Below are 24,255 nucleotides of genomic sequence, written 5' to 3'. Positions count from 1 at the left end.
GGTGACAGCCCGTCTGACCGCCGTCGTCGCCTGCTTAGTGCTGACGGCCTGCACCGGTCCTGATACCGTCCGGCATTCGCCGGGACAGCAAAAAGCCGACCTGGTGATCGGGGTCCTGCCCATCATCGACGTGGCGCCCGTGTATATCGCCGACAAACGCGGTCTTTTTCGGAAGGAAGGGCTCAATGTCAAGATCGAGGTCCTGGGCGGCGGCGCCGACGCGCTCCCGCGGCTCATCGGCAAGAGCATGGACATCTCCTTCGGCAACTACCTGACCTGGTTCAACGCCCAGGCCGGCGGCCTGGCCGACCTCAAGGTCGTGGCCGACGGCTACCACACGGGCAAGGGCACCCACCGGATCGTCGCCGCCAAGGACTCGCCCATCCGCACCCTCGCCGACCTGTCCGGCAAGAAGATCGCCGTCAACGCCCTCAACTCCGTGCCGAGCCTGCTGGTCCGCCGGGCCGCCGGGGAGGCGGGCGTCAAGCTCGACGACAAGCGCGACTTCGTGGCCGTGCCGTTCCCCGAGATGATCCCGGCGCTGGAGAACAAGCAGGTCGACGCCGCCTTCCTGGGCGAGCCGTTCGCCGGCACCGCGGCGGGCAAGGGCATGACGACCGTGGCGGAGATCCCCGCCGGCTTCCCCGTCGCCGGGTACGCCGCCACCGCCGCGTTCGTGAAGGACAACCCCGACACCGTCGCCGCCTTCCAGCGCGCCATGGCCGCCGGGGCCCGCATCGCCGCCGACCGCGTGGTACTCGGCGAGATCCTGCCCACGTACGTCAAGGGCCTCAACCCCGCTCCCGGGGGCCTCGCGATCGGCACCTACCCGCAGGCCGCCGACGCCGCCACCCTCCAGGGCGTCTCCGACACGATGGCCAGGCTCGGCTACTTCGGCGGCAAGCGGCCGGTCAGGGCGGCCGATCTGATCACGCCCGCGCGGTGAGGCGCGTGCTGCTCGGCGCGGCCGGCTTCCTGCTGCTCGGCCTCGCCCTCCAGGCCGCCGCCGCGGCGGGCGTGCCGGGCGCGGTCGACGTGCTGCGCGCTGGGGTGGACCTCGGGTCCGATCCGGGCTTCTGGACCCAGCTCGCCGGTACGGCGGGCACCGCGCTCCTCGGCGTCCTGATCGCCCTGGCGCTGGCCGTACCGGCGGGGCTCGCGCTCGGCTGCCTGCCCGCGCTGGAGCGGCACGCCCGCGTGGTGATCGAGTTCGCCCGGCCGGTGCCGTCCCTGGCGCTCATCCCGCCGGCCATCCTCATCCTCGGCCCCGGCCTGCCGCTCAGGGCCGGGCTCGCCGCCTACGCCTGCGCCTGGCCCATCCTGTTCAACGCGCTCTACGGGGCGCGCTCCGCCGATCCGGTCGCCGTCGACACGTTGCGGGCCTTCGGGTTCCCCTTTGCGGCGATCGTGGCCAGGCTGCATCTGCCGAGCGCGGTGCCGTACGTGGTGACGGGGGTGCGGCACGCGGTCGCGGTCGCGCTGATCGTCACCGTGGGGGCCGAACTGCTGGCGGGCGGGTCGGCGGGGGTAGGGACGTTCCTGCGGGATCTGGCCGGTGGGCCGGGCAACCGGGCGGCGATGCTCGCCGCCGCCGTCTGGACCGGGGTGCTCGGGCTGGCGCTGAGCCGCCTGCTGGTCCTGGCCGAGCGTACGGCGCTGCGGCGGTTCGGGCCGGCGGCCCGGTGAGGCGGTGGTGGGCGGCGATCGTGCTGGCCGCGCTCTGGGAGGCCGGTGCCCGGATGGCGGGGCAGGCGTACTATCCGCCGCCGTCGGGGATCGTCGTGGCGGCGTGGGAGCTGTGGTTCTCCGGGCCGCCCGCCCGGCTGTTCCTGACCGACCAGGCGCTGGAGGACTTCGTGCCCAGCCTCGCGCACCTGCTGAGCGGCTGGGCGATCGCCGGCCTGGCCGGGGTCGCCGCGGGGACGCTGGTGGGACGCTCGCGTACCGCCGCCGCCGTGGCCGAGCCGGTGGTGCACCTGCTGCGCTCGATCCCGCCGCCCGCTCTGGTGCCCCTGTTCGTGGCGCTGTTCCAGTTCGGCGCGCCGATGCAGATCGCCACGATCGCCTGCGGGGTCGTGTGGCCGGTGCTGATCAGCACGATGGACGGCGTCAGGGCGGCCGACCCGGCCCATCTGCAGGTGGCCGCGGTCTACCGGCTCAGCCGGGGGCAGCGGCTGCGGTTCGTGGTCGTGCCGTCGGCGGCGCCGTACATCGCGGCGGGGCTGCGGATCAGCCTGCCCGCCGCGCTCGTCCTCATGGTCCTGGCCGAGCTGGTCGGGACCACCGGCGGGATCGGCCACCGCCTGATCTTCGCCCAGCAGTCGCTCGACCCGCCCCAGATGTGGGCGGCCGTCGCCGTTCTCGGCGTCGTGGGATACACGCTGAACGCGGCCTTCCTCGCGGCCGAGCGACGGCTGCTCGCCTGGCACCACCACACGGGAGGATGACCCATGCACGTGCTGATCGCCGGAGCCGGAATCGGCGGCCTGACCACCGCGCTGAGCCTGCACGCCGCGGGCCTGGACGCCGTGCTCGTCGAGCAGGTCGCCGACCTGCGGCCGATCGGGGCCGGCATCAACCTGCAGCCGCACGCCGTCAAGGAACTGTCCGAGCTGGGCCTGGCCGGCGACCTGGAGGCACGCTCGGTGGCCACGGCCCACATGAGCTACGTCGACCGCCACGGCAACATGATCATGGACGTGCCGCGGGGGCGGGCGGCCGGGTACCGCTGGCCGCAGTACTCCATCCACCGCGGGCAGTTGCAGATGCTCCTGCTCGACGCCGTACGCGCCAGGCTCGGCCCCTCCGCGCTGGTCACCGGCAGGGCCGAGCGCTTCGAACAGGACCGCGACCGGGTCCGGCTCCACCTGGACGACGGCCGGGTGCTCGACGGCGACGTGCTCGTCGGGTGCGACGGGCTGCACTCGGCGGTCCGGGCGCGGCTGCATCCGGGGGAGGGGGCGCCGCTCTGGAACGGGGTGCGCATGTGGCGGGGGACGGCTGCGGCGCAGCCGTACCTGGACGGGCGGACCATGATCGTGTCGGGGGCGAACGAGGTCGGGAAGTTCGTCTGCTACCCGATCGGCGACGGGCTGGTCAACTGGGTAGCCGAGCTCAGGACCGGCACGCCGGGACCGGTGGCCCGAGCCGGCTGGAACGTCACCGGCCGCCACGAGGACGTCCTGGAGCACTTCGGCGAGCGCCGCTTCCCGTGGCTCGACGTCGCGGGACTCATCGCCCGCTCGCCGCAGGTGTGGGAGTTCCCCATGGTGGACCGCGACCCGCTGCCCTGGTGGACGCGCGGCCGGGTCACCCTGCTGGGCGACGCGGCGCACCCGATGTACCCGATCGGCTCGAACGGCGGCTCGCAGACCGTCGTCGACGCCCGCGTCCTCGCCTACCACCTGGCCACCACCGCGAGCCTCGCCGCCTACGAGAGCGAGCGCCGCGCCAAGGTCAACCGCCTGGTCGAGAACCACCGGCGGATGGCGGTCGAGGAGATCCTTGACGAGATCGCCCGGCGCGCCCCCGGCGGCTTCGGGCACATCGACGAGGTGCTGAGCGCCGAGGAGCGGGCCCGGCTGCACGGCTTCCACGCCCGCGTCACCGACATGGAGGTCGCGGAGCTCAACGCCGCCAGGTCATGGACGGTCGCACCGACGGGTACGGCACGCGCCCCACGACCGTGACCCGATCGTCGCGTGCGGTGCGTGCGGGGGTCAGGACGCCGGGCTGACGGCGGTGCCGAGGACGTGGCTGACGTGCTGGAAGGTGAAGCGGTCGAGGTCTTCGAGCACGAAGCCCGCCGCCTGGATCGCGGCGACCGGGTCGCGGCTGGGACGGCAGCCGCCGCTGGCCCGCGACCAGAGCGGGCTGACCAGCGCCTCGGTCAGGGCCAGGACGGGGTTGGCCGAGCGAACATGCTCGTAGAAGCGCAGCCGGCCACCGGGGCGCAGGATCCGGCGGGCCTCGGCGAGCGTACGTTCGGGGCGGGCGCAGCAGCACAGGGTGAGCGAGTGGACCACGGCGTCACAGGAGCCGCTGTCCAGCGCCACCCGGGCAGGGTCGCCGCCGACGATGCTGACCAGAGCGGGCACCTCGTCCGCCACCCGCTCCGCCGCGGCCCGCAGGAACGGATCGGGTTCGACCAGGACGATCTCCTGGACCTCCGGGGGGTAGCAGGTGAGCTTGACCCCGTCACCGGCGCCGAACTCGACCACCCGGCCGGTGAGCCCGGACATCAGTCGTGCACGCTGGGGCGTCGGCCGGAACGCGGCGCCGCGGCCCGCGCAGACCGGGCGAGGGTGGTGGAACTGCTCCATGCCGCGACCGATGTCGGTCCTGCTGTCGGGAGGACGATCAGAGGCGATAGCCGTCATGCCTCCACTATCGGCCCACACCCCCCGCATACGGCCCGCCGGCCATGAAATCCCCATGCCCAACCCCTCAATCCTGACGCCCCCTTGACGCCCCACGGGTGAGCGAGGGGCCGTGGGGTCTCTCGCCGCATGAGGTCGCCCCGTGTCCCGCGGGATCACAGGAGATCGGGGACCCGGGCGTGGGCGGCCGGAGGGGTGTCAGCGGGGGCGTTTCAGCAGGGCGGGGGTGAGGTCGGGGGCGGGCATGGCGGGGTCGAGGGGGTGGATGGGGCGGGTCAGGCGGGTGTAGGGGAGAGCCGGCAGGTCCTGGCTCACGCCGCCCGGCGTGAGGGCGAGGATCGAGGCGGCGGCGGCCCGGTGCAGGTCGGGCTCCAGGTAGCCGATCTTGATGGCGGTCAGGTCGTGCCGCCACGGGTCGAGGTCCAGGTCGGTGAGGTCCTGCACGAGGTGGTACGGCTTGCGCCGCGTCGTCAGCACCGCGTGCACGCCTCCGGCCCGGACCACGGCCAGGTCGCCGCCCACCGGGTCGGCGGGCCGTACCGCGTGGACGGTGCCCTTCAGGTGCACCGGTGGGTCGCCGGAGTAGACGCCGCCCACCCGCACGGTCACCTCGCCGCCGACGCCCGCCGCCACGCAGGCGGCCACCGCCGTGGGGTCCACGCAGGATGCCCAGATCGCGCTCTTCCCGCCGCCCGCCAGCGCGGGGGTGGACAGGAGGTCGGACAGGAAGAACGCCGCGTCGCCCGAGCCCCCGGCCGTGGGGTTGTCGCCGGAGTCGCTGATGAAGTACGGGCGGTGGGGTGAGGACAACGCCTGTTCGATGGCGGCGCGTGGTGGCAGGGCGGGCATGGCGAAGGCGAAGTCGTCGCGGGAGCGCCACAGGTCGCCGGCCAGTTCGGTGGTGGCGGCGGTGACCGCCTCCGGACAGGTGCCGGTGGTCAGGATGTTGACGCTGGAGCGCGGGGCGTCGGCCCAGGCGTAGCCGATCCAGATCGAGGCGTCCAGGACGCCGGGGCGTCGCTCGATCTCCGGCAGGCGGGCGTAGATCGCGGCGGCCGGGTCCCGGCGGGTGCTGGTGCGTTCGCCGGGCAGCAGCAGCGGCAGCCGTACCCAGGAGCGGACCACGTCCAGGTCCTCGGCCAGCGCGCGGACGAGCAGGCGGCAGGCGCGCTCGCGCGTCTCCTCGACGTCCACGTGCGGCGCGGTGCGGTAGGCGGTGGGCAGGTCGACCAGTTCGGCGAAGCGGCGCGACACCTGGCCGTGCAGGTCCATGGAGGCGGCGATCGGCGCGCGGGGGCCGACGACGTCCCTGACCGCCGCGGCGAGCGCGGCCTCGGCGTCGTCGCGGCCCTCGACGTGCATCGCGCCGTGCAGGTCCAGATAGACGCCGTCGAACGGCCCCGCCGCCCGCAACCCGGCGAGCAGTTCGGACTCCAGCCGCTCGTACGCCTCCCGGGTGACCTGGCCGCCCGGCAGCGCACGGGCGACCAGGATCGGCACGAACTCCACCCGGACCCCCGCCACCTCCTCAGGCCACCGCCCAGAGTCCTGACAAAGAAACGGATAACGCGAAAAGTCGTGCCAAAGGGTGAAGTCTCGGTAACCGGTGCGGTGTGCGCTGAACGTGCTCGACTCTGTGCCGATGCCGCAGATCGCCACGCGCCTAGTCGCGGGTGTGGTCACGGTAGACCTCCAGCTCCCCGTCCAGCCGGACCTCCAGCACCGTGCACAGCGGATCGAGGTCGGAGTCGGCCAGGAAGACGTACTCCCATCCGGGCACCTCGTTCAGCCCGCCGAACCGCTCGTGCCGCAGCTCACCGGCCCCGCCCAGCACGCGTACCGAGGTGACCTTGTTGCGCACCCCGCGCAGCACCACGAACTCGTTGGGCCGGTCGAACACGAACAGGTACAGCGTCCGCCGGTCGGCCGAGACCGTGCTGGCCCCGTTGAAGTGGCCGGGCGGCAGCCCGCGTCCCGTCGGGTAGACCGCCTCGGCCCGCGGCCGGATCCAGTCGCCCAGTTCCCGCAGCCGCGAGGCCTGCTCGGGGGTGATGGTCCCGTCCGCGCGCGGCCCCACGTCGAGCAGCAGGTTGCCGCCGCCCCCGATGGTCTCGGCGAAGATCCGGACGAGCTGGCGCACCGACTTGTGGTTGGTGTCGTGCCCCTGGTAGCCCCACGAGTCGTTGATCGTCAGGCACAGCTCCCAAGGACCGGCCGGCGGCTCGATCGGCACGCCCTGCTCGGGCGTGGCGTAGTCGCCCTCACCCTGCATCCGCCCGTTGATCACGACCTCCGGCTGCCGGGCTCGCAGTTCCTCGCGCAGCTCGCTCATCCGCCAGGTCGCGGCGTCGCGCTCCCAGTCGCCGTCGAACCACAGCAGGTCGGGCGCGTAGCGCTCCTGAAGCTCCCGCAACTGCCCACGGTGGAAGGCCAGGAACCGCTCCCACGCGGCCGGGTCCTCCTTGCCCGGCTCCGGGTGGGCGAAGCGGTTGTCGCCGGTGCCCACGCTGGCGTAGTCGGGGTGCGACCAGTCCAGGTGCGAGAAGTACAGGCCCGCGTGCAGCCCGCGCTCGCGCATCGCGCGCACGTACTCGCCGACGAAGTCGCGTCCGGTACGCAGCTCCGACCACACCGTCGGCCAGAGCGCGAAACCGTCATGGTGCTTGGCGGTCAGCACCGCGTATCGGGCACCCGCCGCGGCGAACAGATCCGACCACTGCGCGGCGTCGAAGCGGTCGGCGGTGAACCCGTCCACCTGCTTCATGTAGTCGTCGTACCTGACCCGCCCGTCGAAGAACGACCACGATTCGGCCACGCCGTCGACGGCGTAGATGCCCCAGTGAACGAAGATCCCCAGTTTGGCCTGGGGGAACCACGACTGTATCGCCATGACTGGAAATTTCGCCTTTCATCGGATGTCTGTGGGACCACTATAGAAGCACCCCTCACCCCGATTTCCTGAGCCTGGTCCTGTTCGGGCACTCTTGCGGGTGAAGAGGTGAGGAAGAGATGCGAAAGATCGCAGTATTCGGGGCCGGTTACATCGGCCTGGTGACCGCCGCGTGCCTGGCCGAGCTCGGCCACACCGTCGCGGTCCGCGACATCCAGGACGAGCGCATCCGCCTCCTGAACGCCGGGCGGGTGCCGATCCACGAGCCCGGCCTGGGCGAGCTCATCGCGGCCAACGCCGGACGCCTCACCTTCACGCTGAGCGCCGAGGAAGCCCTCGCGGGCACCGAGATCGTGTACGTCTGCGTGGACACCCCGCCGACCGCGGCGGGAGACGCCGACCTGTCGCGCGTCTGGTCGGTGGTCGAGTCGCTGAAGGGCGCCGAGCACCTGAAGGCCGTCGTGGTGAAGAGCACGGTCCCGGTCGGCACCGGCGCCAGGGTACGGGCGGTGCTCGACGAGAGCGGCCTGGCCCACGTCGGCTACGCCTCCAACCCCGAGTTCACGGCGGAAGGCCAGGCGGTGGCCGACTTCATGCGCCCGGACCGGGTCGTCGTCGGCGCCTCCGACGAGAGCGTGATCCGGCTCGTCACCGAACTGCACGAAGGCGTGGCGGGGCCGGTCGAGGTGATGGACGTGGCCTCGGCCGAGATGGTCAAGCTGGCCAGCAACGCGATGCTCATGACCAGGATCAGCTTCATGAACGAGATCGCGGTGCTGTGCGAGCTGACCGGCGCGGACGTGGAGCAGGTCTCCAAGGCGGTCGGGCTGGACCACCGGATCGGCCCGCACTTCCTGCGCGCCGGCATCGGCTGGGGCGGCAGTTGCTTCCCCAAGGACTCCGAGGCGCTGAAGCAGCTCGCCAGCAACACCGGCCACCACACCCAGCTGCTGAACGCCGCCATCGAGGTGAACAACCTGCAGAAGCGGCGGGCCATCCAGAAGCTGAAGGACGCGCTCGGCGGCCTCGGCGGCACCAGGATCGCGGTGCTCGGCATGACGTTCAAGCCGGGCACCGACGACATGCGCGAGGCGCCGAGCACCGTGCTGGCAGCGCGGCTGCTGGCCGAGGGCGCCAAGGTGACGTGCTGGGATCCGCTGGCCCCCGACGGGCAGCCCGAGCCCTGGGCGTCAGCCGTACGGCATGGCAGCCCGCAGGAGGCGCTGGCCGGCGCGGACGCGGCGATCCTCGCCACCGCCTGGCCCGAGCTGCGCGACGTGCCCTGGGCCGACGTCCGCGACACCATGCGCAGGCCGGTGCTGTTCGACGGCCGCAACCACCTCGACCCGGCCACCATGCGCGCCCTCGGCTACACCTACATGAGCGTCGGACGCCCCTAAGCCCCGGAGCGTCGCACCGCCCCGAACACCAGCGCCGCCGCACCCAGCGCGCCCAGGGCGGCGAGCGCGCCGAGAACCTGCTGCTGGCGGCGGACCCGGCGGCGCACCCGCGCGTACGGGACGGTGGAGAAGGAGATCAGCTCGTAGCGCGAGACGTAGCGGCCGGGCAGCGCCTCCTGCAGGGCGTGCTCGGCCCGCCTGGCCAGCCGGTAGACGGGCGAGGCGACCTTGTCGCGCATCTCGACGAAGTTCGCCAGCGCCATCTCGGCGATCGCCTCGGTGTCGGCCCGCCGCGCCCGCTCGAACCTCGGCAGCGCGCGGCCCCAGTCGTCGCCGGTCTCGTCCAGGCAGCGGTCGAGCACCACGACGTCCTCGAACGCGCAGTTCGCGCCCTGGCCGTAGAAGGGCACGATCGCGTGCGCCGCGTCGCCGATGAGCCCCACGCGCCCGCCCGCCTGCCACGGTACGGCCCGCACCGTGCCCAGCCGCCCGACGGGGTTGGCCGCGAAGTCGTCCACCAGATCGGGAATGAGCGGGACCGCGTCCGGATACACCTCGCCGAAGTGCCGCGCGATCGCCTCCGGTGAGTCGAGCGCGTCGAAGTCCTCGTCCGGCCAGAACAGCGTGCACGTGAACGAGTGGTCCGGGTTCGGCAGCGCGATCATCATGGAGGTGCCGCGCGGCCAGATGTGCAGCGCGCCCGGGTCCATCGCGAACGCGCCGTCCCGTGCCGGGATCGTCAGCTCCTTGTAGCCGTGGCCGAGGAAGTCGGTGCGCTCGCGCAGTCCGGTGTGCTCGGCCAGCCGCGCCCGTACGGCGGAGCCGGCCCCGTCCGCGCCGAGCACCACGGCCGCCTTCTCCTCCTGCCCGCCGTCGAAGCGCATGGTCCCGGTGGCCGGGTCCAGCCCGGTGAGCCGGTGCTCGAAGCGGACCTCGGCGTGCCGTTCGGCGGCGTCCAGCAGGGCCGCGTTGAGCCGGGCCCGGCTGATCGAGTTGATCGAGCGGAGCCCGTCGGAGCTGTAGAGCTGCAGGTCCAGCTCGCCCCGCACCGGGTGGATCAGCCGGCCGCGCATGGGCAGCGCCTCGGCCATGACCTGCTCCTCCAGGCCGATGCCGCGCAGCGCCGACAGCCCGCGCTCCGACAGCGCGAGGTTGATCGAGCGGCCGCGCTCGGCGCCCTCGGCGCGCGGGTCGGGCCGCCGTTCGTACAGCGTGACCCGGTGCCCGCGCCTGGCCAGGTAACAGGCGAGCAGGCAGCCGGCAAGACCGGCGCCGACGATCGCGACCTCTGGGGAACCTGCCACGGGAAAACTCCTCACATGAAGGTGCGGGCGGTCCACAGCTCGGGGAAGACGGTCCGGGCCATGCTGCGCTCCAGCCAGACGAGCCCGGCCGAGCCGCCGCTGCCGGCCTTGGCGCCCATGGCCCGCTTCACCGACTGCAGGTGGTGGTAGCGCCAGTCGCCGAAGCGCTGGGCGACCTCGGTGAGCGCCTCGCCGAGCAGACGCAGGTGGTTGTCGGGGCCGGTGTCGGCGTAGATGGTCACCCAGGCCTGCACGACCTGCTCGGGCTCGCCGGCCAGGCCGCGGCGGCGCAGCAGTTCCAGCGTCTCGTCCCACAGCGAGGGCGCCTCGAAGCTCGCGCGCAGCTCGGCGTGGATCTCGGGCTGGCCGCGGAAGGGGCGCATGAGCTGCTCGGACTTGAGGCCGAGCGTGAACTCCAGGTGCCGGTACATGGCCGACTGGAAGCCGGAGCCCTCGCCGAGCAGGTCGCGGAAGCGGTTGAACTCGGCCGGCGTCATCCAGCGCAGCCCCTGCCAGGAGGCGTTGAGCGCCTCCAGGTGCAGCGCGGACCGGCGCAGCGGCGCCAGCGACGCCCAGACGTCGTCGCCGGCCAGGAGGTCCTGGGCGTGGCGCAGCTCGTAGCGGATCAGGCCGAAGTACAGCTCCATGACCTGGCTGACCATGAGGAAGGACATCTCGCCGGGGTCATCGCTGAGCGGGGTCTGCAGGGCGTGCAGCGTGCTCGCGCGGACGTAGCGGTCGTAGGGCGCCTGCCGGTCGAACTCGAGCGTGGGCGCGCCGCCGTTGGCCTGGGCTCGCTCCTGCCGTTGGAGTGCGGTGATCGGGGTGACATCCATGGGGCTCATGATGCCCGCGCGGGGCCCGTACGTGGAATGACGATTCAACGGCCTTTAGGGTGTTCCACCAGGCGGATGGTGCCTGATTTGGGCTTCTGGGTTTCGGTGGTGAAAGTGGACGAGATGGATTGGCTGCTGCTGCGTGAGCTGCAGGCCGACGCGCGGCTGTCCTTCAGCGAGTTGTCGCGGCGGGTGCACCTGTCGCCGCCCGCGGTGGCCGAGCGGGTGCGGAAGCTGGAGGAGGCCGGGGTGATCGGCGGCTACCGGGCGCACGTGGACCCCCGGGCGGCGGGGCGCGGCGTGGTGGCGCTGGTCACGATGTCCTGCTACGGGCCGGGATGCGTGCTGCGGCACCCGGACGCGCTGGACTCTCCCGACATCTTCGAGGTGCACCGGGTCACCGGCGGGGCCTGCTGTGTGCTGCGGGTCGCGGTCGCGACGATGACCGACTTCGAGGGGCTGATCGACCGGCTGGCCGGGTACGGCACGCCGAGCAGCTCGATGGTCCTGTCCACCCCGGTCCCCTGGCGAGCCACCCTGCCACCGAGCTAGCGGGGAGGGGTGCGGTAGGTTAGCCTAACCTAAGTCCCCCGTGTGATCAGTGGAGTTTGTCGTGGTTGAACCCTTTCGCTTGTTCGATGTGCGGGTGCGGGGGCTGGAGTTGCTCAGCCCGTCGTTCCTGCGCGTGACCTTCACCGGGGAGGACCTCGATCTCTTCGCCGACAACGGGTACGACCAGCGGATCAAGCTCATCTTCCCCCTGCCCGGCCACGGCCTGACGCAGTTCCCGACCGGCCCCGACTGGTTCCAGCGCTGGCGGGCCCTGCCCCAGGACCGCTGCAACCCGATGCGCACCTACACCGTCCGCAACGTGCGCCCGGACCTGCGCGAGGTGGACGTGGACGTGGTGCTGCACGGCGACGGCGGCCCCGCCGCGCGCTGGGCCGGCGCCGTCCGGCCCGGCGACGAGGTCGGTCTCTTCGGCCCCGACGCCCGCTACGGCGAGCCGCACGGCGGCCTGGAGTTCCACCCGCCGGAGGGCACTGGCGCCATCCTGATGGCCGGCGACGAGACCGCCGCCCCGGCGATCTGCGCCACCCTGGAACGCCTGCCCGCCGGCACCCGCGGCGCGGCCCTCATCGAGGTGCCGCACGCCACCGACTTCCTGCCGATCGACTCCCCGAGCGAGGTCACCGTCACGTGGCTGGCCCGCGAGGGCGGCGACCACGGCGACAAGCTCATCCCGGCCGTCGAGGCCGCCGCCGGGCGCCTGCTTCCCGACCACAAGCCCGCCGACTCCTTCGAGGACATCGACTTTAGGGACATCGACTTTAGGGACATCGACTTTCGGGAAATAGACGTCGATGTCGACGAACTCTGGGAGGTGCCGGAAGAGCAGGCGGAGGGCCCCCTCTACGCCTGGCTGGCCGGAGAGGCGGCGATGATCAGAGCCCTGCGGCGTCACCTGGTCGCCGAGCGCGGCATGGACAAGCGCGCCGTGGCCTTCATGGGCTACTGGCGTATGGGCAGGGCGGAGAACAACGCGTGAAGCGCATCATCCTGGCGCTCGCCGTCCTCCTGGGCACCGTCGCCTGCGCCCCGGACAACCTGACCGCCGCCCCGGCCACGAGCGCCCCCGCGGCGAAGGGGTTCACCCCGGTCACCATCGAGCACAAGTTCGGCAGCACCACCGTCAAGGCGCCGCCCCAGCGGGTGGTCACCGTCGGCCTCGTCGAGCAGGACGCCCTGCTCGCCCTGGGCGTGGTCCCCGTGGGAACCACCGAGTGGTTCGGCGAGCACCCCGGCGCCGTCGGCCCCTGGGCCAAGGACGAGCTGGGCGGCGCGGCCGTACCCCAGGTGCTGAAGGACACCGGCACCGGACCGCAGGCCGAGAAGATCGCGGCGCTGCGTCCCGACCTGATCATCGGCCTGTACTCCGGGCTGACCAAGGAGCAGTACGCGACGCTGTCGCAGATCGCCCCGACCGTCGCCCAGCCGAAGCAGTACATCGACTTCGGCATCCCGTGGCAGGAGCTCACCAGGACGATCGGCTCGATCGTCGGCAAGCCCGCCGAGGCCGACACGATGGTCAAGGGCGTCGAGGCACGCTTCGAGCAGGTCAAGAAGGACAACCCGGCCTTCGTCGGCGCCGGCGCGCTGATGGTCAGCATGTACGAGGGGTACTTCGTCTTCGGCAGCCAGGACCCGCGCAGCCGCCTGCTGGCCTCGCTCGGCTTCACGCTCCCGCCCGACCTGGACAAGGTGATCGGCGACAAGTTCGGCGCCAACATCAGCCGCGAGCGGCTCGACCTGCTCGACCGGGACGTCCTGATCTGGAGCGTCACCAACGCCGACAAGGACGTGGCCGCGCTGCGCGGCGACGGCGTCTACAAGAACCTCAAGGTGGCCAAGCAGGCCCGTGAGGTGTTCGTCGTGGACGGCACCGACTTCGCCGACTCCGCCTCCTTCATCACGGTGCTCAGCCTGCCGTACCTGCTGGACCGGCTGGTTCCCATGCTGTCGGCGGCCGTCGACGGCAAGCCGGAGACCAAGCCAGAACCCTCCTCGTGAGATCGGCCGCGCTGAAGCCCGGCGCGGGGCTTCAGCCCGCGGCGCGCCTGGGCCGCGGCGCCATCCTGCTCGGAGTGCCGATCGCCGGGCTCGTGGTGCTGTGCGCGCTGTCGCTGTCGGTCGGCGCGCGGGCGATCCCGCTCGACCAGGTCGCGCAGGCGCTGACCGGCGGCGAGGTCACCAAGGCGGTCCACGACGTCATCTGGTCGGTACGCGTGCCGCGCACCCTGCTCGGCCTCATGGCCGGGGCGGCGCTCGGCCTGTCCGGCGCGCTCATGCAGGCGCTGACCCGCAACCCGCTGGCCGACCCCGGCATCCTCGGCGTCAGCGCGGGAGCCGCGTTCGCGGTCGTCGTGGCCATCGCCGCCTTCGGCATCGGCTCGCTCTACGGCTACGTCTGGTTCGCCTTCGCCGGCGCGCTCGTGGTCAGCGTCGCCGTCTACGTGCTGGGCGGCCTCGGCCGCGACGGCCTCACCCCGGTGAAGCTGGCGCTGGCCGGAGTCGCCGTCACCGTCATGCTCAGCTCGCTGACCAGCGCCATCGTGCTGGCCGACCCGGAGTCGCTGAACCGCTACCGGTTCTGGTCGGCCGGATCGCTGGCCGGGCAGGGCGCGCAGCTCATGCCGCAGTTGCTGCCGTTCGTGGCGGCGGGCATGGTCCTCGCGCTCGCCTCGGCGCCCGCGCTCAACAGCCTCGCGCTCGGCGACGACGTCGCCGTGGCGCTGGGCCGCAGGGTGGGCCTGGTCAGGCTCCAGGGCGCCGCCGCCGTGACGCTGCTGACCGGCGCCGCGGTCGCGGCGATCGGCCCCGTGGTCTTCGTCGGCCTGGTCATCCCGCACCTGGCCCGGCTGGTCGCCCGCTGGGCCGGTGGCGAGAGCGACCACCGGCTGCTGCTGCCGCTGTCGGCGGCGCTCGGCCCCTGCCTGCTGCTGGCCGCCGACGTCACCGGACGGATGATCGTCGCGCCGATCGAGGTGCAGGCGGGCATCATCGTCGCGTTCATCGGCGGCCCGATCTTCGTGATCCTGGCCCGCCGCGCCCGTCTCGCGGAGCTCTGATGACCAACCTCACCGTCCGCCTGCCCGCCCCGCCCGTCTCCTGGCAGGTGCGGATCCGGCTCGTCGCCGTCTGCCTCGGCCTGGCCGTGCTCGCGTTCCTGGCGTTCTGCCTCGGGGTGGGGCTCGGCGACATCCCGCTCGGGCTCGGCGAGGTCGTCGGCGCGTTGTTCGGGCAGGGCGAGCAGGGGCAGCTGTTCGTGGTCTGGCAGCTGCGCCTGCCCAGGGCGCTGGTCGGGCTGATGGCCGGGGCCGCGTTCGGGCTGTCCGGCGCGCTGTTCCAGACCATGACCCGCAACCCGCTGGCCAGCCCCGACATGATCGGCGTCACCCAGGGCGCGGGCGTCGCCGTCGTGGCCGGGATGGTGTTCGGCCTGGACGCCGGTCCCGGCGTCCAGGTGCTCGCCTTCGCCGGCGCCGTGGCCGCCGCGCTGCTCACCTACCTGCTCGCGTGGCGGCACGGCGTCACCGGCTACCGCGTCGTGCTGGTCGGCATCGGGTTGTCGTGGATGTTCACCAGCGCCACCGAGTACCTCATGGTGATCACCGACGCCTTCCAGGCGCAGGCCGCGCTCGGCTGGCTGTTCGGCAACCTCAACGGCCGCACGTGGGACCAGGTGACGCCGCTCGCCCTGGCCCTCGCCGTGCTCGCACCGCTCACCTTCCTGCTCGGCCGCTCGTCGCGGGCGCTGCAGCTGGGCGAGGACGTCGCGGTCGTGCTGGGCACGCCCGTGCAGCGGGCCCGGCTCGCGTTGCTGGCGACGGGCGTGGGGCTGGTCGCCTTCGGCACCGCCGCCGCCGGTCCCATCGCGTTCGTCGCGCTCGCCGCCCCGCAGATCGCCCGCCGCCTCGCCGGTACGGCCTGGCCGCCCCCGCTGGCCTCCGCGCTCACCGGGTCTTTCCTGGTGCTCGCGGCCGACCTGGTGGCCAGGCGTGTCATCCCGGACCTGGAACTGCCGGTGGGCGTGGTCACCGGCGTCCTGGGCGCGCCACTGCTCCTGTGGCTCCTGGCCAGAGCCCGCCGCGCCTGAGGCGAGGGCCCGCGACGCCTGAGGTAGAGCCCGCCACGCTTGAGGTTGAGGGCCCGCCACGTCTGAGCGGGCCCCCACCGTTAGTCGGCGACCAGGCGGCCGCGGCCGCCGCGCCGCCAGCCGCGGTGGTCGAGCTCCCGCTGGCGGCGCACCACGTACGTTCCGGGGGCGAAGCCGCTCGCCCCGTGCTCGGGATGCAGGAGGTAGACCGGCCGGACGCAGCGGAACACGCCCAGCGCCAGGTCCATGGTGTCGCGGACGTCCCAGGTCCACACGCAGGCGCCGTCGTCGGCCACGAGCGTGTGCGGATTGCCGCCCGCGGCTCCGCGCAGGACCTCCAGCCCCCTTCCGAACACCTTCGACCAGCGGGCCGGCGGCGGGAAAGAGATGGCCACGGCCACCATGGGCATCGGGACGATCAGCAGGTCGCCCTGGGCCTGGAGGCCGTCGAGCACCGGGATGGCGACCTGCCGCTCCAGGTGGTCCAGGACGGTCAGGCCGGTACGGCGGGACAGGGTGTCGAGGTTCACGGATTCTCCTTTCATGTGCGCCGGGCCAGCTGGGTGTAGTGATGGGCGGACAGGCCGTAGGTCCAGGCGGCCGCCGCCACGGGGTCGTCGATGAAGTGCGGGACGCCGAGGCCGTAGCGGCGCCGCCGCCCGTCGCGTTCCTCCGAGCCGTTGACGGCCAGCAGGACCCTCGGGCGGCGGCCGAGCGCGGTCGGCGGCAGGTCGTACAGCTCCAGGTCGAAGCCCGGGTTGCCGGGGTCGGGGGCCGAGGCGACCAGGCTCAGCCCGGCCTCCTCGATGTAGCGGCCCCACCCGAGGCGTTCGATGGCCAGCCGCCGGACCTCCACGTTCGGCTCCGCGGCGATCTTGCCGGGCGTGGGCCCCGTGATGACCCACTCGGGCACGACGAAGCCGTTGAGCGCGTGCACGGACCAGCCGTCGGGGAAGGTGACGGCCGGGCCGTCGTCGCCGTGCAGGCGGCCCTCGCGCAGGCGGATCGACAGCGGGCGCTCGGCGATCACGCACCGGTCCTCGAGCGGCCACCACCAGCCGCAGGACCGGGCCAGCTCGGCCCACGGTTCGAGCTGGGCGGTCAGGGCGCCGTAGCGGAGGCCGCCCACGCGCCGCCAGGCGTCGTAGTGGGCGATCCAGCTGGCGTCGTGCTGGCCGTACCAGGTGAGGCGGTCTGCGAGGGGGAGCGCGAGGCGGAGGGGAGTGCACACGCCGTCGCGGACGGTCTCGCGCAGGGGATCGCGGACGACGGCGTCGAGAGGGTCGGGGCCGCGCGACGGCCAGCCGGGGTCCCAGACATGGCCGACGTGCTGGTCGAGGGCGTGGCGCAGGGTGGAGACGAGGGTCGCGAGGCGTTGCGCGACGGACAGTTCGGCGGCCGTGTTCAGTCGGCCGAAGGCCTGGACGGGCATGCCGCGTGGCACGTGGTTCAGCGCGGCGGCGGGGGAGTCGGTCCAGACGAACGCGGGCGCGGGACGGCCGAGCCGTTCGTACAGGGAGGTGATGGCCGCCTGCGCGGCGGGCCGGTCGGCGGGCCGCGTGGACAGTGCCCAGCCCAGCCATTCATCGTGGATGTCGGCGGCCACCGGCCGCCGCTGCTCACTCACGGAGCGAGGGCGCGCACGCCCTTTCTGATGACGATCATGTGGGCCAGGATGGCAGGCCGGGCGCGCCCCGCGCAAGTGCCGGTCAGTGCGGGATCACCATCGGCGTGGCCCTGCGCGGGTCGGCCACGATGTCGCAGTCGAGCCCTAACACCCGCTTGACCAGCTCCGGCGTGAGCACCTCTGCCGGCGGGCCCTCGGCGACCACCCGGCCCGCGTCCATGACGACGAGGTGGGTGGCGAAGCGGGCCGCCTGGTTGAGGTCGTGCAGGACGGCCACGATGGTCCGGCCCTCCTGGTGCAGCTCGCGGCAGAGCTCCAGCAGGTCGTACTGGTGGGAGATGTCCAGGAACGTCGTCGGCTCGTCGAGCAGCAGCAGGTCCGTCTGCTGGGCCAGGACCATGGCGATCCACGCGCGCTGGCGCTGGCCGCCGGACAACCGGCCGGCCTGCGCGCCGGTCAGCTCGCGCAGGCCGGTGCGCTCCAGGGCGAAGCCGATCGCGGCGTCGTCGCCGGGCGACCACTGGCGCAGCAGCGTGTGGTGGGGGTACCGGCCGCGCCGTACCAGGCCGCCGACGGTGATGCCGTCGGGGGCCACGGGGTTCTGCGGCAGCAGCGCCACGTGCCTGGCGGCCTCCCGGCCCCGGTAGGACCACAGGTCGCGGCCGTGCAGCGTGATCGTGCCCTCGGCCGGCTTCAGGACCCTGGCCAGGGCTTTGACGAGGGTGGACTTGCCGCAGCCGTTCGGGCCGATGACCATGGTGAACCCGCCGTGCGGGATGTCCAGGCTGACATCGCGTACGACGGGGTCGCCACCGTAGGAGACTGGGCGGCGAGGTCGGCCAGCACCAGCAGCAGCGCGCCGACCAGCGCCGACAGCGTCAGGTGCGGCCCCGGCCGACAGGCTGCCGTTGACGTAGGCGGTCAGCACGGTCGCCTTGTCGCGTTCGACGGCGTAGATGACGTACTGGATGATCCTTGTGCTTCATGGAACGGCGCGGCGACGCGTACGGCCGCACGGCGAAACATCGAGTGCTCCGCTTCGCAAGTTAGGTAGGCCTAAGCTACTTCTCTCCGCAGGAACCTTGATCCAGGACTGAAGGTGATTTTCCCGACACTTCGGTACGTTGGGATATATGCCTGCTGCCCGTCCCGACGACGTCGCCGCCGCCCCGCCCGTACCCGCCGTCGCCGCCGGGACGCCCGCGCGGCTGGCCTGGCTCGACGCCCTGCGCGGCCTCGGCGCGCTCGCCGTCGTGGGCGAGCACCTGCTGACCTGGGCGATGCCGTGGCTGCGCCCCACCTCCTTCAACCTCGGCATGTACGGCGTGCTCGTCTTCTTCCTGGTCAGCGGCTACATCATCCCGGTGTCCCTGGAACGCAAAGGCGACGTACGCGCGTTCTGGATCAGCCGCTTCTTCCGCCTCTACCCGCTCTACCTCCTGGTGATCGCGGTGGTGCTGGCGTTGTCGTTCTGGCTGCCGGTGCGCAGGGAGGTGCCCCGCGACGCCTCGGCGCTGGCCTCGCACGCCACCATGCTCCTCGACGTGGTCGGCGCCGGAGGCGTGGTCAACACCATGTGGACCCTCTCCTACGAGATGGTCTTCTACCTGCTGGTCGCCGCGCTGTTCGTGGCGGGCGTGCGGGTGGGCCGCAGCGCGCTGTCGGTCGCCTTCGCCGCCGCCGCCATGGCCGCCGGGCTCGCGCTGAGCAACGCGCCCCTGACGGGCGCGTGGCTGTCCTGGGCGTCACTGGCCGTCTTCGGGCTGGGCCTGACCTGCGTCATCACCGGATATTTCCGTACGGCCGCCGCCGTCGCCCTCGGCGTCATGGCCCTCACCCTGCTGCTGACCGCCAGCCCCACGCCGTGGTTCGGGGCGGCGATCCTGTCGGTGATGTTCGCCGGGACCGCCGTCCATCGATGGGAGCGCGGGACCGGGCGGTTGTGGCCGGTGGCCGTGACCGCGATCCTCGTGGCGCTCACCCCGGTGTGGGCGCTGGACGCCGGGTGGTGGTGGGTGCGGCCGCCGGTGTGGATCACCACGATCGTGCTGGCGGCGGCCACGTTCGCCGGTGGCATGCTCCTGCGTACCCGCCGGGTGCCGGCGCCGCTGGTGTGGCTCGGGGTGATCAGCTACTCGCTCTACCTGCTGCACCTGCCGATCCTGACGGGGGTGATCGCGATGACCGGCGACCTGCGCTGGGCGCCCGCCCCCCTGCAGATCGGCATCAGCCTGTTGTGCCTGCTGCTGATGCTGCCCGCGAGCTGGCTGACCTACCGCTACCTCGAACGCCCCATGCAGTCCTACGCCCGCCGCCTCACCACCCCACCCTGACCAGCGTGCCCGGCGGCACCCCCTGCTCGGAGACCTGGGCTTCACGGCAGCAGGGCACTCCGGCGGCGCGGCGAAAGGGCGGCCTCCAGGGGCCTGGGGCCTCCTCGGGGTCGAAGGGCCCGGAGTTCGGGGGCGCTGCCGGCGTGAGCGCGGGGTCGGGGTGGGGCGGTCGGAGGTTGGGGGTGGTCAGGCGTGGGGGTGGTCAGGGGCGGGGGTGGTCAGGGGCGGGGGGTGGTGATGCGGGCGGCGAGGCCGTCCAGGACGCAGGTCAGGCCGAAGGAGCGGCCCGAGTCGCGCGGCGCGTCGCCCACGTCGGCCAGCGCCTCGACCAGGGCGGGGAAGCGGCTGGCGTGCCGGTCCAGGATCTGGGCCAAAGCGGGGCTGGCCTGGCGGTCCTCGGCCCACGGCTGGGTGCCCGCCGTCGCGAGCGACTGCGTGTTGCGCAGGTGGCCGAAGATCAGCAGTGCGGCGTCCATGCGCTCGCCGCCGGTCAGGCCGGTCCCGTTCAGGGCGCCGACGGCCGCCTCGGTCCAGCCGATCTCGCGCGGCCCCATCATCCGGTCGCCCAGCGTGGCCCACGGCAGCCACGGGTGCCGGGCCCAGACCGCCGCCACGAGCCGGGCCAGTTCCTCCAGCTTGGGCCGCCAGCCTCCCTCGATGCCCGACAGATCGGGCGGATCGCCCACCGCCCGCTCGATCATCACGGCGACGAGGTCGGCCTTGCTGGAGACGTACCGGTAGAGCGACATCTTGGTGAACCCGAGGTCGCCCGCCACCCGCTGCATCGAGACCGCCTCGATGCCGTCGGCGTCGGCGATCGCGATGGCCGCCTGGGCGATGTTGGGGAGGCTGAGCGAGGGCCGTGCGGGCGCGGGCTGTTCCCACAGGAGTTCTTCGATCTTGTTTCCTGCCGCCATGCGCTCCTCCTCGGATCCACCACGTGGTGTGTCTTGAGGATACCTCTGTTTACACAAGACACGTCAGGCCATGACGAGAACACTCCAGAGGTGACCGTCGAGGTCCCGGAAGCTGCGGCTGTACATGTACTCGTTGTCCTCGGGCTCGCCCGTCTCGCTCGCCCCGTTGGCCAGCGCGGTCGTGAGCATCTCGTCCACCTTGGCGCGCCCGCCCTCCACCTGCAGCGCCAGCGCCACCTCGGTGCTCGCGCCGGTGTCCGGGATGGCCTTGCCGGTGATGGAGGTGAAGAACGGCTCCGTGACCAGGAGGAGGGAGACGCCCTCGCCCAGGTTCACGCAGCCGGCGTCGTCGTTGGTCAGCTGCTCGTCGACGCTGTAGCCGAGCTTCTCGAAGAATCCGAGGCTGGCGGCGAGGTCCTTGACGTGCAGGTTGACGAAGAGCGACATGAGTGTCCCCTATCTCAGTAATCTCTCCTCCGGAGACTTTGTGTCCGCCGGATACTGAGCTTTACAGTAGACACCGAGCGGGTACCCGCGCAAGAGGCTTTTCAGCGGGGAAGGACGGCTGCCAGCTCCGGGATGCGCGCCCGGTACGCGTCGAGCAGCCGCCGGGCCACGTCCACCGAGTCGACCAGCGGATGCAGCGCCAGCGCCTCGACCGCCAGCGCGGAAGAACCGGTGAGCGCCGCCTCGATGGCCGCCTGCTCCACCGCCTTGACCTGCTGCATCAGGCCCAGGAACCGGCCGGGCAAGGGCCGCGTGGCCAGCGGCTGTACGCCCGCGCCGCTCACCGCGCACGGGATCTCCACCACGGCCTCCGCCGGCAGTCCGGGTACGGCGCTGCCGTTGCGCACGTTGAGGATCATCGTGGACGGCTCGCCCCGCGCGATCGCCGCCATGAGCGCCAGCGCGATCCCCTCGTACCCGCCCGCCTGGAGGTCGGCGGCCTCACGCTCACCGGCGCCGGTGAGGTCGCGGGTGTCGGCCATGTAGCTGGCGTCGCGCTCCCGGCGCGTCCTGGTCCACTCGCTCAGCGCGTCACCGGGCCGCTCGCGCACGGCGGTGTAGAAGCGGTCCTGCTGCAGGACCAGCGACTCGCCCCTGGTGTGCTCGGCGGCCCGGGCCGCGGCCACGGATTCGCGGTTGAAGTAGTAGTAGTACAGGTACTCGTTGGGCAGCGCGCCGAGCGTGCGCACCCAGTCGCCGCCGAAGATCCGCGCCTCCTCCACCTGCCGCAGCGCCGCGTCGTCGGCGAGCAGGCCGGGCAGCACGTCGCGGCCCTCGTGGACCAGCCCGCGCAGCCAGCCGAGGTGGTTGAGCCCCACGTAGTCGGGGGAGACGCGCGCGGAGTCCAGGCCGAGCGCCGCCGCGGTCCGCCTGATCAGCCCGATCGGCGAGTCGCAGATGCCGACGACCCGGTCGCCGAGCACGCCGCGCATGGCCTCGGTGATCATCCCGGCCGGGTTCGTGAAGTTGATGACCCAGGCGCGCGGCGCCACCGCCGCCACCCGCTCGGCCACGCGCACCGCCACCGGGATCGTGCGCAGCCCGAACGAGATGCCGCCCGGCCCGGTGGTCTCCTGCCCGAGCAGGCCGAACTCCAGCGCCACCCGCTCGTCGGCCGTACGCCCCGCCAGCCCGCCCACGCGGATGGCGGAGAAGACGAAGTCGGCGTCGGCCAGCGCGGTGTCCAGGTCGGTGGTGGTGCGCACACGCGGCGGGCGCTCGTGCCCCTCGGCCAGCTGGCCGAGCACGTTCTCGATGGCCGCCAGCCGCCGTTCGGACACGTCGTGGAGCACCACCTCCTCCACGCGCGGCTTCGCCTGGTCACGCAGGAGCGCGCCGTACACGAGAGGGACCCTGAAGCCCCCGCCGCCGAGAACGGCCAGTTTCATGCGAGCACCACCTCCGCGCCGGCCGCCGCGCAGGCGCGCAGCGTGCTGTCGTCCGCGCCGTCGTTCGTGACGACGACGTCGAGATCCTCTGGCCCGCACACCCGCAACGCGCCGGTGCCGGGAAACTTGTGCCGGTCGGCCAGCAGCACCACCTGCCCCGCCGCCGCGATCATGGCGCGCTTCAGCGGGACCTCGGCGAGCGTCGTGTCGACGACCTGCCCGTCGCGCCGCACGCCGCTCGCGCTGAGGAAGACCCGGTCGGCGACCACCTGCCGCAGCGCCTCCTCCGTGAGCACCCCCACCAGCGAGTGGTACGGCCGGCGCACCATCCCCCCGAGCACCAGCAGCTCCACCTCGGGATCGGCGCGCAGCACGTCGAGCACGGCCAGGCTGGAGGTGACCACGGTGACCCGGCGCCCGCGCAACTGCCTGGCCAGGCGCATCGTGGTGGTGCCGATGTCGAGCAGGACCACGTCGCCCTCGCGCACGAGCCGCCCCGCGCACACCGCGACCGCCTCCTTGTCGCCCTCGTGGATGGCGGCGACCTGCGCGAACGGCATGTCGGTGTCGGCGTCGACGCTGGGCAGCGCGCCCCCGCGCACCCGCTTGAGCGTGCCGTCGCGGTCGAGGACCTCCAGGTCGCGCCGGATGGTGGACGGACTCACACCGAGCTGCCTGGCCAGGTCGTGCACGCTCGTGGCGCCGGACAACCGGACGCGGCGCATGATCTCCTCATGCCGGAGGCGCTGAAGCACGTACGGATCGTATCAGTCATTTTCGCGCATCAGTGAGCACGATTTACCAATGGCCCTTGCTATGAGCGAGCAAACGTGCAAGATTGCGCACATCTTCGATCTGTCGAGGAGGACCGGCTATCGTGTACGACCCTCTCGCCCAGCGGCGAAGCTCCGAGGGCCCCCAGTTCGACGTCTTCCTGGCAGGCATGGTCTTCCTGGACATCGTCTTCACCGGCCTGCCCGCCATGCCCACCGCCGGAAGCGAGGTCTGGGCCGAGGGGATGGGCTCCTGCCCCGGCGGCATCGCCAACCTCGCCATCGCCACCAGCCGCCTGGGCCTGCGCACCTCGCTGGCCGCCGCGTTCGGCGACGACGACTACGGCGACTTCTGCTGGCGGACCCTGGAGGAACAGGAGAGCGTCGACCTGTCGAGGTCGCGCCGCTTCGAGCACTGGCACTCGCCCGTCACCGTCTCCATGGCCGTCGACCGCGACCGCAGCATGGTCACCCACGGCCATCCCTCGCCCATGGCGGCCTCGGAGATGATCGGCAAGCCGCCGCGCACTCGCGCCGTCATCGTCACGCTCTCCCCGGACGAGCCGCTCGGCGGTTCCGAAGGCGACCGCAACTGGGCCGACCTCGCCTACCGCGACGGCGCGCTGGTCTTCGCCGACGTCGGCTGGGACCCCTCGGGCGCCTGGTCGCAGGCGGTGCTCGACCAGCTCGCCGTCTGCCACGCCTTCATGCCCAACGCCGTCGAGGCCATGGCCTACACCGGCATGGACACCCCGCGCGACGCGCTCTACTCCATCGCCGACCGGGTACCCCTCGCCGTGGTCACCGACGGCGCCAACGGCGCCATGGCGATCGACTCCACCACCGGCGAGGAGGCGTTCGTCCCCTCGCCGCGGGTGAACGCGCTCGACCCCACCGGCGCCGGCGACGTCTTCGGCGCCGCGTTCGTGCTCGGCACGCTGTGCGAGTGGCCGCTGACCGACCGGCTGTCGTTCGCCGGGCTCTGCGCGGCGCTGGCCGTACAGCAGTTCGGCGGGTCGCTGGCCGCGCCGGGCTGGGGCGACATCGCCGACTGGTGGCACGAGGTGCGGGCCTCCGCCGGGCACACCGGCGCCTACGGCGAGTCGCTGGCGCGGCGCTACGCCTTCCTCGACACCCTGGTCCCCGCGGTACCGGTGGGCGCTGTCCGCAGGGCGGCCGCGACCATCGCCCGCTACGCCGATTTGGGGATGGCTCCCCAGCCGCCTGCCCAGAAGGAGTAACCC

At 72.6% G+C, this 24,255-nt stretch carries 24 protein-coding genes; 12 read left to right on the top strand and 12 right to left on the bottom strand.

Features of this window, described 5'->3' with window-relative positions; all coding sequences use genetic code 11:
• The first annotated feature begins 1 nt into the window (after nucleotide 1).
• Genes ACFWYW_RS54395 through ACFWYW_RS54380 form a run of 4 tightly spaced genes read left to right on the top strand, consistent with a single transcriptional unit; the run spans nucleotide 2 to nucleotide 3,689 of the window.
• On the top strand, nucleotides 2-946 hold the full coding sequence (locus ACFWYW_RS54395; RefSeq protein ID WP_379612853.1) for an ABC transporter substrate-binding protein: 945 nt from the start codon (nucleotides 2-4) through the stop codon (nucleotides 944-946).
• Complete coding sequence (locus ACFWYW_RS54390; protein WP_379612852.1) at nucleotides 943-1,686, top strand: ABC transporter permease; 744 nt, start codon at nucleotides 943-945, stop codon at nucleotides 1,684-1,686. Before ACFWYW_RS54395 ends, ACFWYW_RS54390 begins: the two co-directional genes overlap by 4 nt.
• Nucleotides 1,683-2,447 (top strand): ABC transporter permease, encoded by a 765-nt coding sequence (locus ACFWYW_RS54385; RefSeq protein ID WP_379612851.1) that lies wholly within the window; start codon nucleotides 1,683-1,685, stop codon nucleotides 2,445-2,447. The genes ACFWYW_RS54390 and ACFWYW_RS54385 overlap by 4 nt, the downstream gene beginning before the upstream one ends.
• Before the next feature lie 3 nt (nucleotides 2,448-2,450).
• Nucleotides 2,451-3,689: a flavin-dependent oxidoreductase gene (locus ACFWYW_RS54380; protein WP_379612850.1), complete on the top strand. Its 1,239-nt coding sequence runs from the start codon at nucleotides 2,451-2,453 to the stop codon at nucleotides 3,687-3,689.
• A 30-nt stretch (nucleotides 3,690-3,719) separates the two neighbouring features.
• On the opposite strand, the gene ACFWYW_RS54375 is transcribed toward ACFWYW_RS54380, so the two are convergent.
• From ACFWYW_RS54375 to ACFWYW_RS54365, 3 genes are all read right to left on the bottom strand, one after another.
• Complete coding sequence (locus tag ACFWYW_RS54375; protein WP_379612849.1) at nucleotides 3,720-4,379, bottom strand: class I SAM-dependent methyltransferase; 660 nt, start codon at nucleotides 4,377-4,379, stop codon at nucleotides 3,720-3,722.
• Nucleotides 4,380-4,577: 198 nt separating this feature from the next.
• Nucleotides 4,578-6,038, bottom strand: a complete 1,461-nt coding sequence (locus tag ACFWYW_RS54370; RefSeq protein ID WP_379612991.1) for a M81 family metallopeptidase — start codon at nucleotides 6,036-6,038, stop codon at nucleotides 4,578-4,580.
• A gap of 4 nt (nucleotides 6,039-6,042) precedes the next feature.
• Nucleotides 6,043-7,269: an alpha-L-fucosidase gene (locus ACFWYW_RS54365; protein ID WP_379612848.1), complete on the bottom strand. Its 1,227-nt coding sequence runs from the start codon at nucleotides 7,267-7,269 to the stop codon at nucleotides 6,043-6,045.
• A 119-nt stretch (nucleotides 7,270-7,388) separates the two neighbouring features.
• On the opposite strand from ACFWYW_RS54365, the gene ACFWYW_RS54360 reads away from it, so the two are divergent.
• Complete coding sequence (locus ACFWYW_RS54360) at nucleotides 7,389-8,669, top strand: UDP-glucose dehydrogenase family protein (protein ID WP_379612847.1); 1,281 nt, start codon at nucleotides 7,389-7,391, stop codon at nucleotides 8,667-8,669.
• Here ACFWYW_RS54360 and ACFWYW_RS54355 read toward each other — a convergent pair.
• Nucleotides 8,666-9,973 (bottom strand): FAD-dependent oxidoreductase, encoded by a 1,308-nt coding sequence (locus tag ACFWYW_RS54355; RefSeq protein WP_379612846.1) that lies wholly within the window; start codon nucleotides 9,971-9,973, stop codon nucleotides 8,666-8,668. The genes ACFWYW_RS54360 and ACFWYW_RS54355 overlap by 4 nt on opposite strands.
• Nucleotides 9,974-9,984: 11 nt before the next feature.
• Nucleotides 9,985-10,809: a tryptophan 2,3-dioxygenase gene (locus ACFWYW_RS54350; RefSeq protein WP_379612845.1), complete on the bottom strand. Its 825-nt coding sequence runs from the start codon at nucleotides 10,807-10,809 to the stop codon at nucleotides 9,985-9,987.
• A 123-nt stretch (nucleotides 10,810-10,932) separates the two neighbouring features.
• On the opposite strand from ACFWYW_RS54350, the gene ACFWYW_RS54345 reads away from it, so the two are divergent.
• The 5 genes from ACFWYW_RS54345 to ACFWYW_RS54325 all read left to right on the top strand — a co-directional run bounded on the left by ACFWYW_RS54345 (nucleotide 10,933) and on the right by ACFWYW_RS54325 (nucleotide 15,466).
• Entirely contained in the window at nucleotides 10,933-11,361 is a 429-nt protein-coding gene (locus ACFWYW_RS54345; protein WP_379612990.1) for an Lrp/AsnC family transcriptional regulator, read from the top strand.
• A 61-nt stretch (nucleotides 11,362-11,422) separates the two neighbouring features.
• Nucleotides 11,423-12,358: a siderophore-interacting protein gene (locus ACFWYW_RS54340; protein ID WP_379612844.1), complete on the top strand. Its 936-nt coding sequence runs from the start codon at nucleotides 11,423-11,425 to the stop codon at nucleotides 12,356-12,358.
• Nucleotides 12,355-13,380, top strand: a complete 1,026-nt coding sequence (locus ACFWYW_RS54335; RefSeq protein ID WP_379612843.1) for an iron-siderophore ABC transporter substrate-binding protein — start codon at nucleotides 12,355-12,357, stop codon at nucleotides 13,378-13,380. The genes ACFWYW_RS54340 and ACFWYW_RS54335 overlap by 4 nt, the downstream gene beginning before the upstream one ends.
• Nucleotides 13,377-14,438, top strand: a complete 1,062-nt coding sequence (locus ACFWYW_RS54330; protein WP_379612842.1) for a FecCD family ABC transporter permease — start codon at nucleotides 13,377-13,379, stop codon at nucleotides 14,436-14,438. Before ACFWYW_RS54335 ends, ACFWYW_RS54330 begins: the two co-directional genes overlap by 4 nt.
• Entirely contained in the window at nucleotides 14,438-15,466 is a 1,029-nt protein-coding gene (locus ACFWYW_RS54325; protein WP_379612841.1) for a FecCD family ABC transporter permease, read from the top strand. Before ACFWYW_RS54330 ends, ACFWYW_RS54325 begins: the two co-directional genes overlap by 1 nt.
• Nucleotides 15,467-15,546: 80 nt before the next feature.
• On the opposite strand, the gene ACFWYW_RS54320 is transcribed toward ACFWYW_RS54325, so the two are convergent.
• From ACFWYW_RS54320 to ACFWYW_RS54310, 3 genes are all read right to left on the bottom strand, one after another.
• Nucleotides 15,547-15,996, bottom strand: coding sequence for a hypothetical protein (locus ACFWYW_RS54320; protein ID WP_379612840.1), 450 nt, complete (start codon nucleotides 15,994-15,996; stop codon nucleotides 15,547-15,549).
• Nucleotides 15,997-16,007: 11 nt separating this feature from the next.
• Complete coding sequence (locus tag ACFWYW_RS54315) at nucleotides 16,008-17,093, bottom strand: DUF6745 domain-containing protein (RefSeq protein ID WP_379641379.1); 1,086 nt, start codon at nucleotides 17,091-17,093, stop codon at nucleotides 16,008-16,010.
• A gap of 82 nt (nucleotides 17,094-17,175) precedes the next feature.
• Nucleotides 17,176-18,021: an ABC transporter ATP-binding protein gene (locus ACFWYW_RS54310; protein WP_379612838.1), complete on the bottom strand. Its 846-nt coding sequence runs from the start codon at nucleotides 18,019-18,021 to the stop codon at nucleotides 17,176-17,178.
• Nucleotides 18,022-18,226: 205 nt separating this feature from the next.
• Here ACFWYW_RS54310 and ACFWYW_RS54305 point away from each other — a divergent pair, with 205 nt between their 5' ends.
• Entirely contained in the window at nucleotides 18,227-19,426 is a 1,200-nt protein-coding gene (locus tag ACFWYW_RS54305) for an acyltransferase family protein (protein WP_379612837.1), read from the top strand.
• A gap of 218 nt (nucleotides 19,427-19,644) precedes the next feature.
• Here the strand turns inward: ACFWYW_RS54305 and ACFWYW_RS54300 are convergent, their stop codons facing one another.
• The 4 genes from ACFWYW_RS54300 to ACFWYW_RS54285 form a co-directional block, all read right to left on the bottom strand.
• The gene (locus ACFWYW_RS54300; RefSeq protein ID WP_379612836.1) at nucleotides 19,645-20,343 is read right to left on the bottom strand and encodes a TetR/AcrR family transcriptional regulator; all 699 of its coding nucleotides are present in this window, start codon (nucleotides 20,341-20,343) and stop codon (nucleotides 19,645-19,647) included.
• 63 nt (nucleotides 20,344-20,406) lie between these two features.
• Nucleotides 20,407-20,790, bottom strand: coding sequence for a VOC family protein (locus ACFWYW_RS54295; protein WP_379612835.1), 384 nt, complete (start codon nucleotides 20,788-20,790; stop codon nucleotides 20,407-20,409).
• 101 nt (nucleotides 20,791-20,891) lie between these two features.
• Nucleotides 20,892-22,238, bottom strand: a complete 1,347-nt coding sequence (locus ACFWYW_RS54290; RefSeq protein ID WP_379612834.1) for a 6-phospho-beta-glucosidase — start codon at nucleotides 22,236-22,238, stop codon at nucleotides 20,892-20,894.
• On the bottom strand, nucleotides 22,235-22,993 hold the full coding sequence (locus tag ACFWYW_RS54285) for a DeoR/GlpR family DNA-binding transcription regulator (RefSeq protein WP_379612833.1): 759 nt from the start codon (nucleotides 22,991-22,993) through the stop codon (nucleotides 22,235-22,237). Before ACFWYW_RS54285 ends, ACFWYW_RS54290 begins: the two co-directional genes overlap by 4 nt.
• Before the next feature lie 122 nt (nucleotides 22,994-23,115).
• On the opposite strand from ACFWYW_RS54285, the gene ACFWYW_RS54280 reads away from it, so the two are divergent.
• Nucleotides 23,116-24,252 carry a PfkB family carbohydrate kinase gene (locus ACFWYW_RS54280; RefSeq protein WP_379612832.1) on the top strand — a complete coding sequence of 379 codons (1,137 nt, stop codon included), beginning with the start codon at nucleotides 23,116-23,118 and terminating at the stop codon, nucleotides 24,250-24,252.
• The last annotated feature ends 3 nt before the right edge of the window (nucleotides 24,253-24,255 follow it).

This window comes from Nonomuraea sp. NPDC059023 (genome assembly GCF_042740095.1).
GTDB lineage: Bacteria > Actinomycetota > Actinomycetes > Streptosporangiales > Streptosporangiaceae > Nonomuraea.
The sequence above is the reverse complement of the archived record's forward strand: the minus strand, read 5'-3'. Positions and strand labels throughout refer to the sequence as shown.

Excerpts from the sequence above, each read along its gene's own strand:
- ACFWYW_RS54360 (WP_379612847.1), top strand. The coding sequence starts at position 7,389 with ATGCGAAAGATCGCAGTATTCGGGGCCGGTTACATCGGCCTGGTGACC.
- ACFWYW_RS54375 (WP_379612849.1), bottom strand. The coding sequence starts at position 4,379 with ATGACGGCTATCGCCTCTGATCGTCCTCCCGACAGCAGGACCGACATC.
- ACFWYW_RS54290 (WP_379612834.1), bottom strand. The coding sequence starts at position 22,238 with ATGAAACTGGCCGTTCTCGGCGGCGGGGGCTTCAGGGTCCCTCTCGTG.
- ACFWYW_RS54305 (WP_379612837.1), top strand. The coding sequence starts at position 18,227 with ATGCCTGCTGCCCGTCCCGACGACGTCGCCGCCGCCCCGCCCGTACCC.
- ACFWYW_RS54350 (WP_379612845.1), bottom strand. The coding sequence starts at position 10,809 with ATGGATGTCACCCCGATCACCGCACTCCAACGGCAGGAGCGAGCCCAG.
- ACFWYW_RS54295 (WP_379612835.1), bottom strand. The coding sequence starts at position 20,790 with ATGTCGCTCTTCGTCAACCTGCACGTCAAGGACCTCGCCGCCAGCCTC.
- ACFWYW_RS54380 (WP_379612850.1), top strand. The coding sequence starts at position 2,451 with ATGCACGTGCTGATCGCCGGAGCCGGAATCGGCGGCCTGACCACCGCG.
- ACFWYW_RS54325 (WP_379612841.1), top strand. The coding sequence starts at position 14,438 with ATGACCAACCTCACCGTCCGCCTGCCCGCCCCGCCCGTCTCCTGGCAG.
- ACFWYW_RS54345 (WP_379612990.1), top strand. The coding sequence starts at position 10,933 with ATGGATTGGCTGCTGCTGCGTGAGCTGCAGGCCGACGCGCGGCTGTCC.
- ACFWYW_RS54365 (WP_379612848.1), bottom strand. The coding sequence starts at position 7,269 with ATGGCGATACAGTCGTGGTTCCCCCAGGCCAAACTGGGGATCTTCGTT.
- ACFWYW_RS54300 (WP_379612836.1), bottom strand. The coding sequence starts at position 20,343 with ATGGCGGCAGGAAACAAGATCGAAGAACTCCTGTGGGAACAGCCCGCG.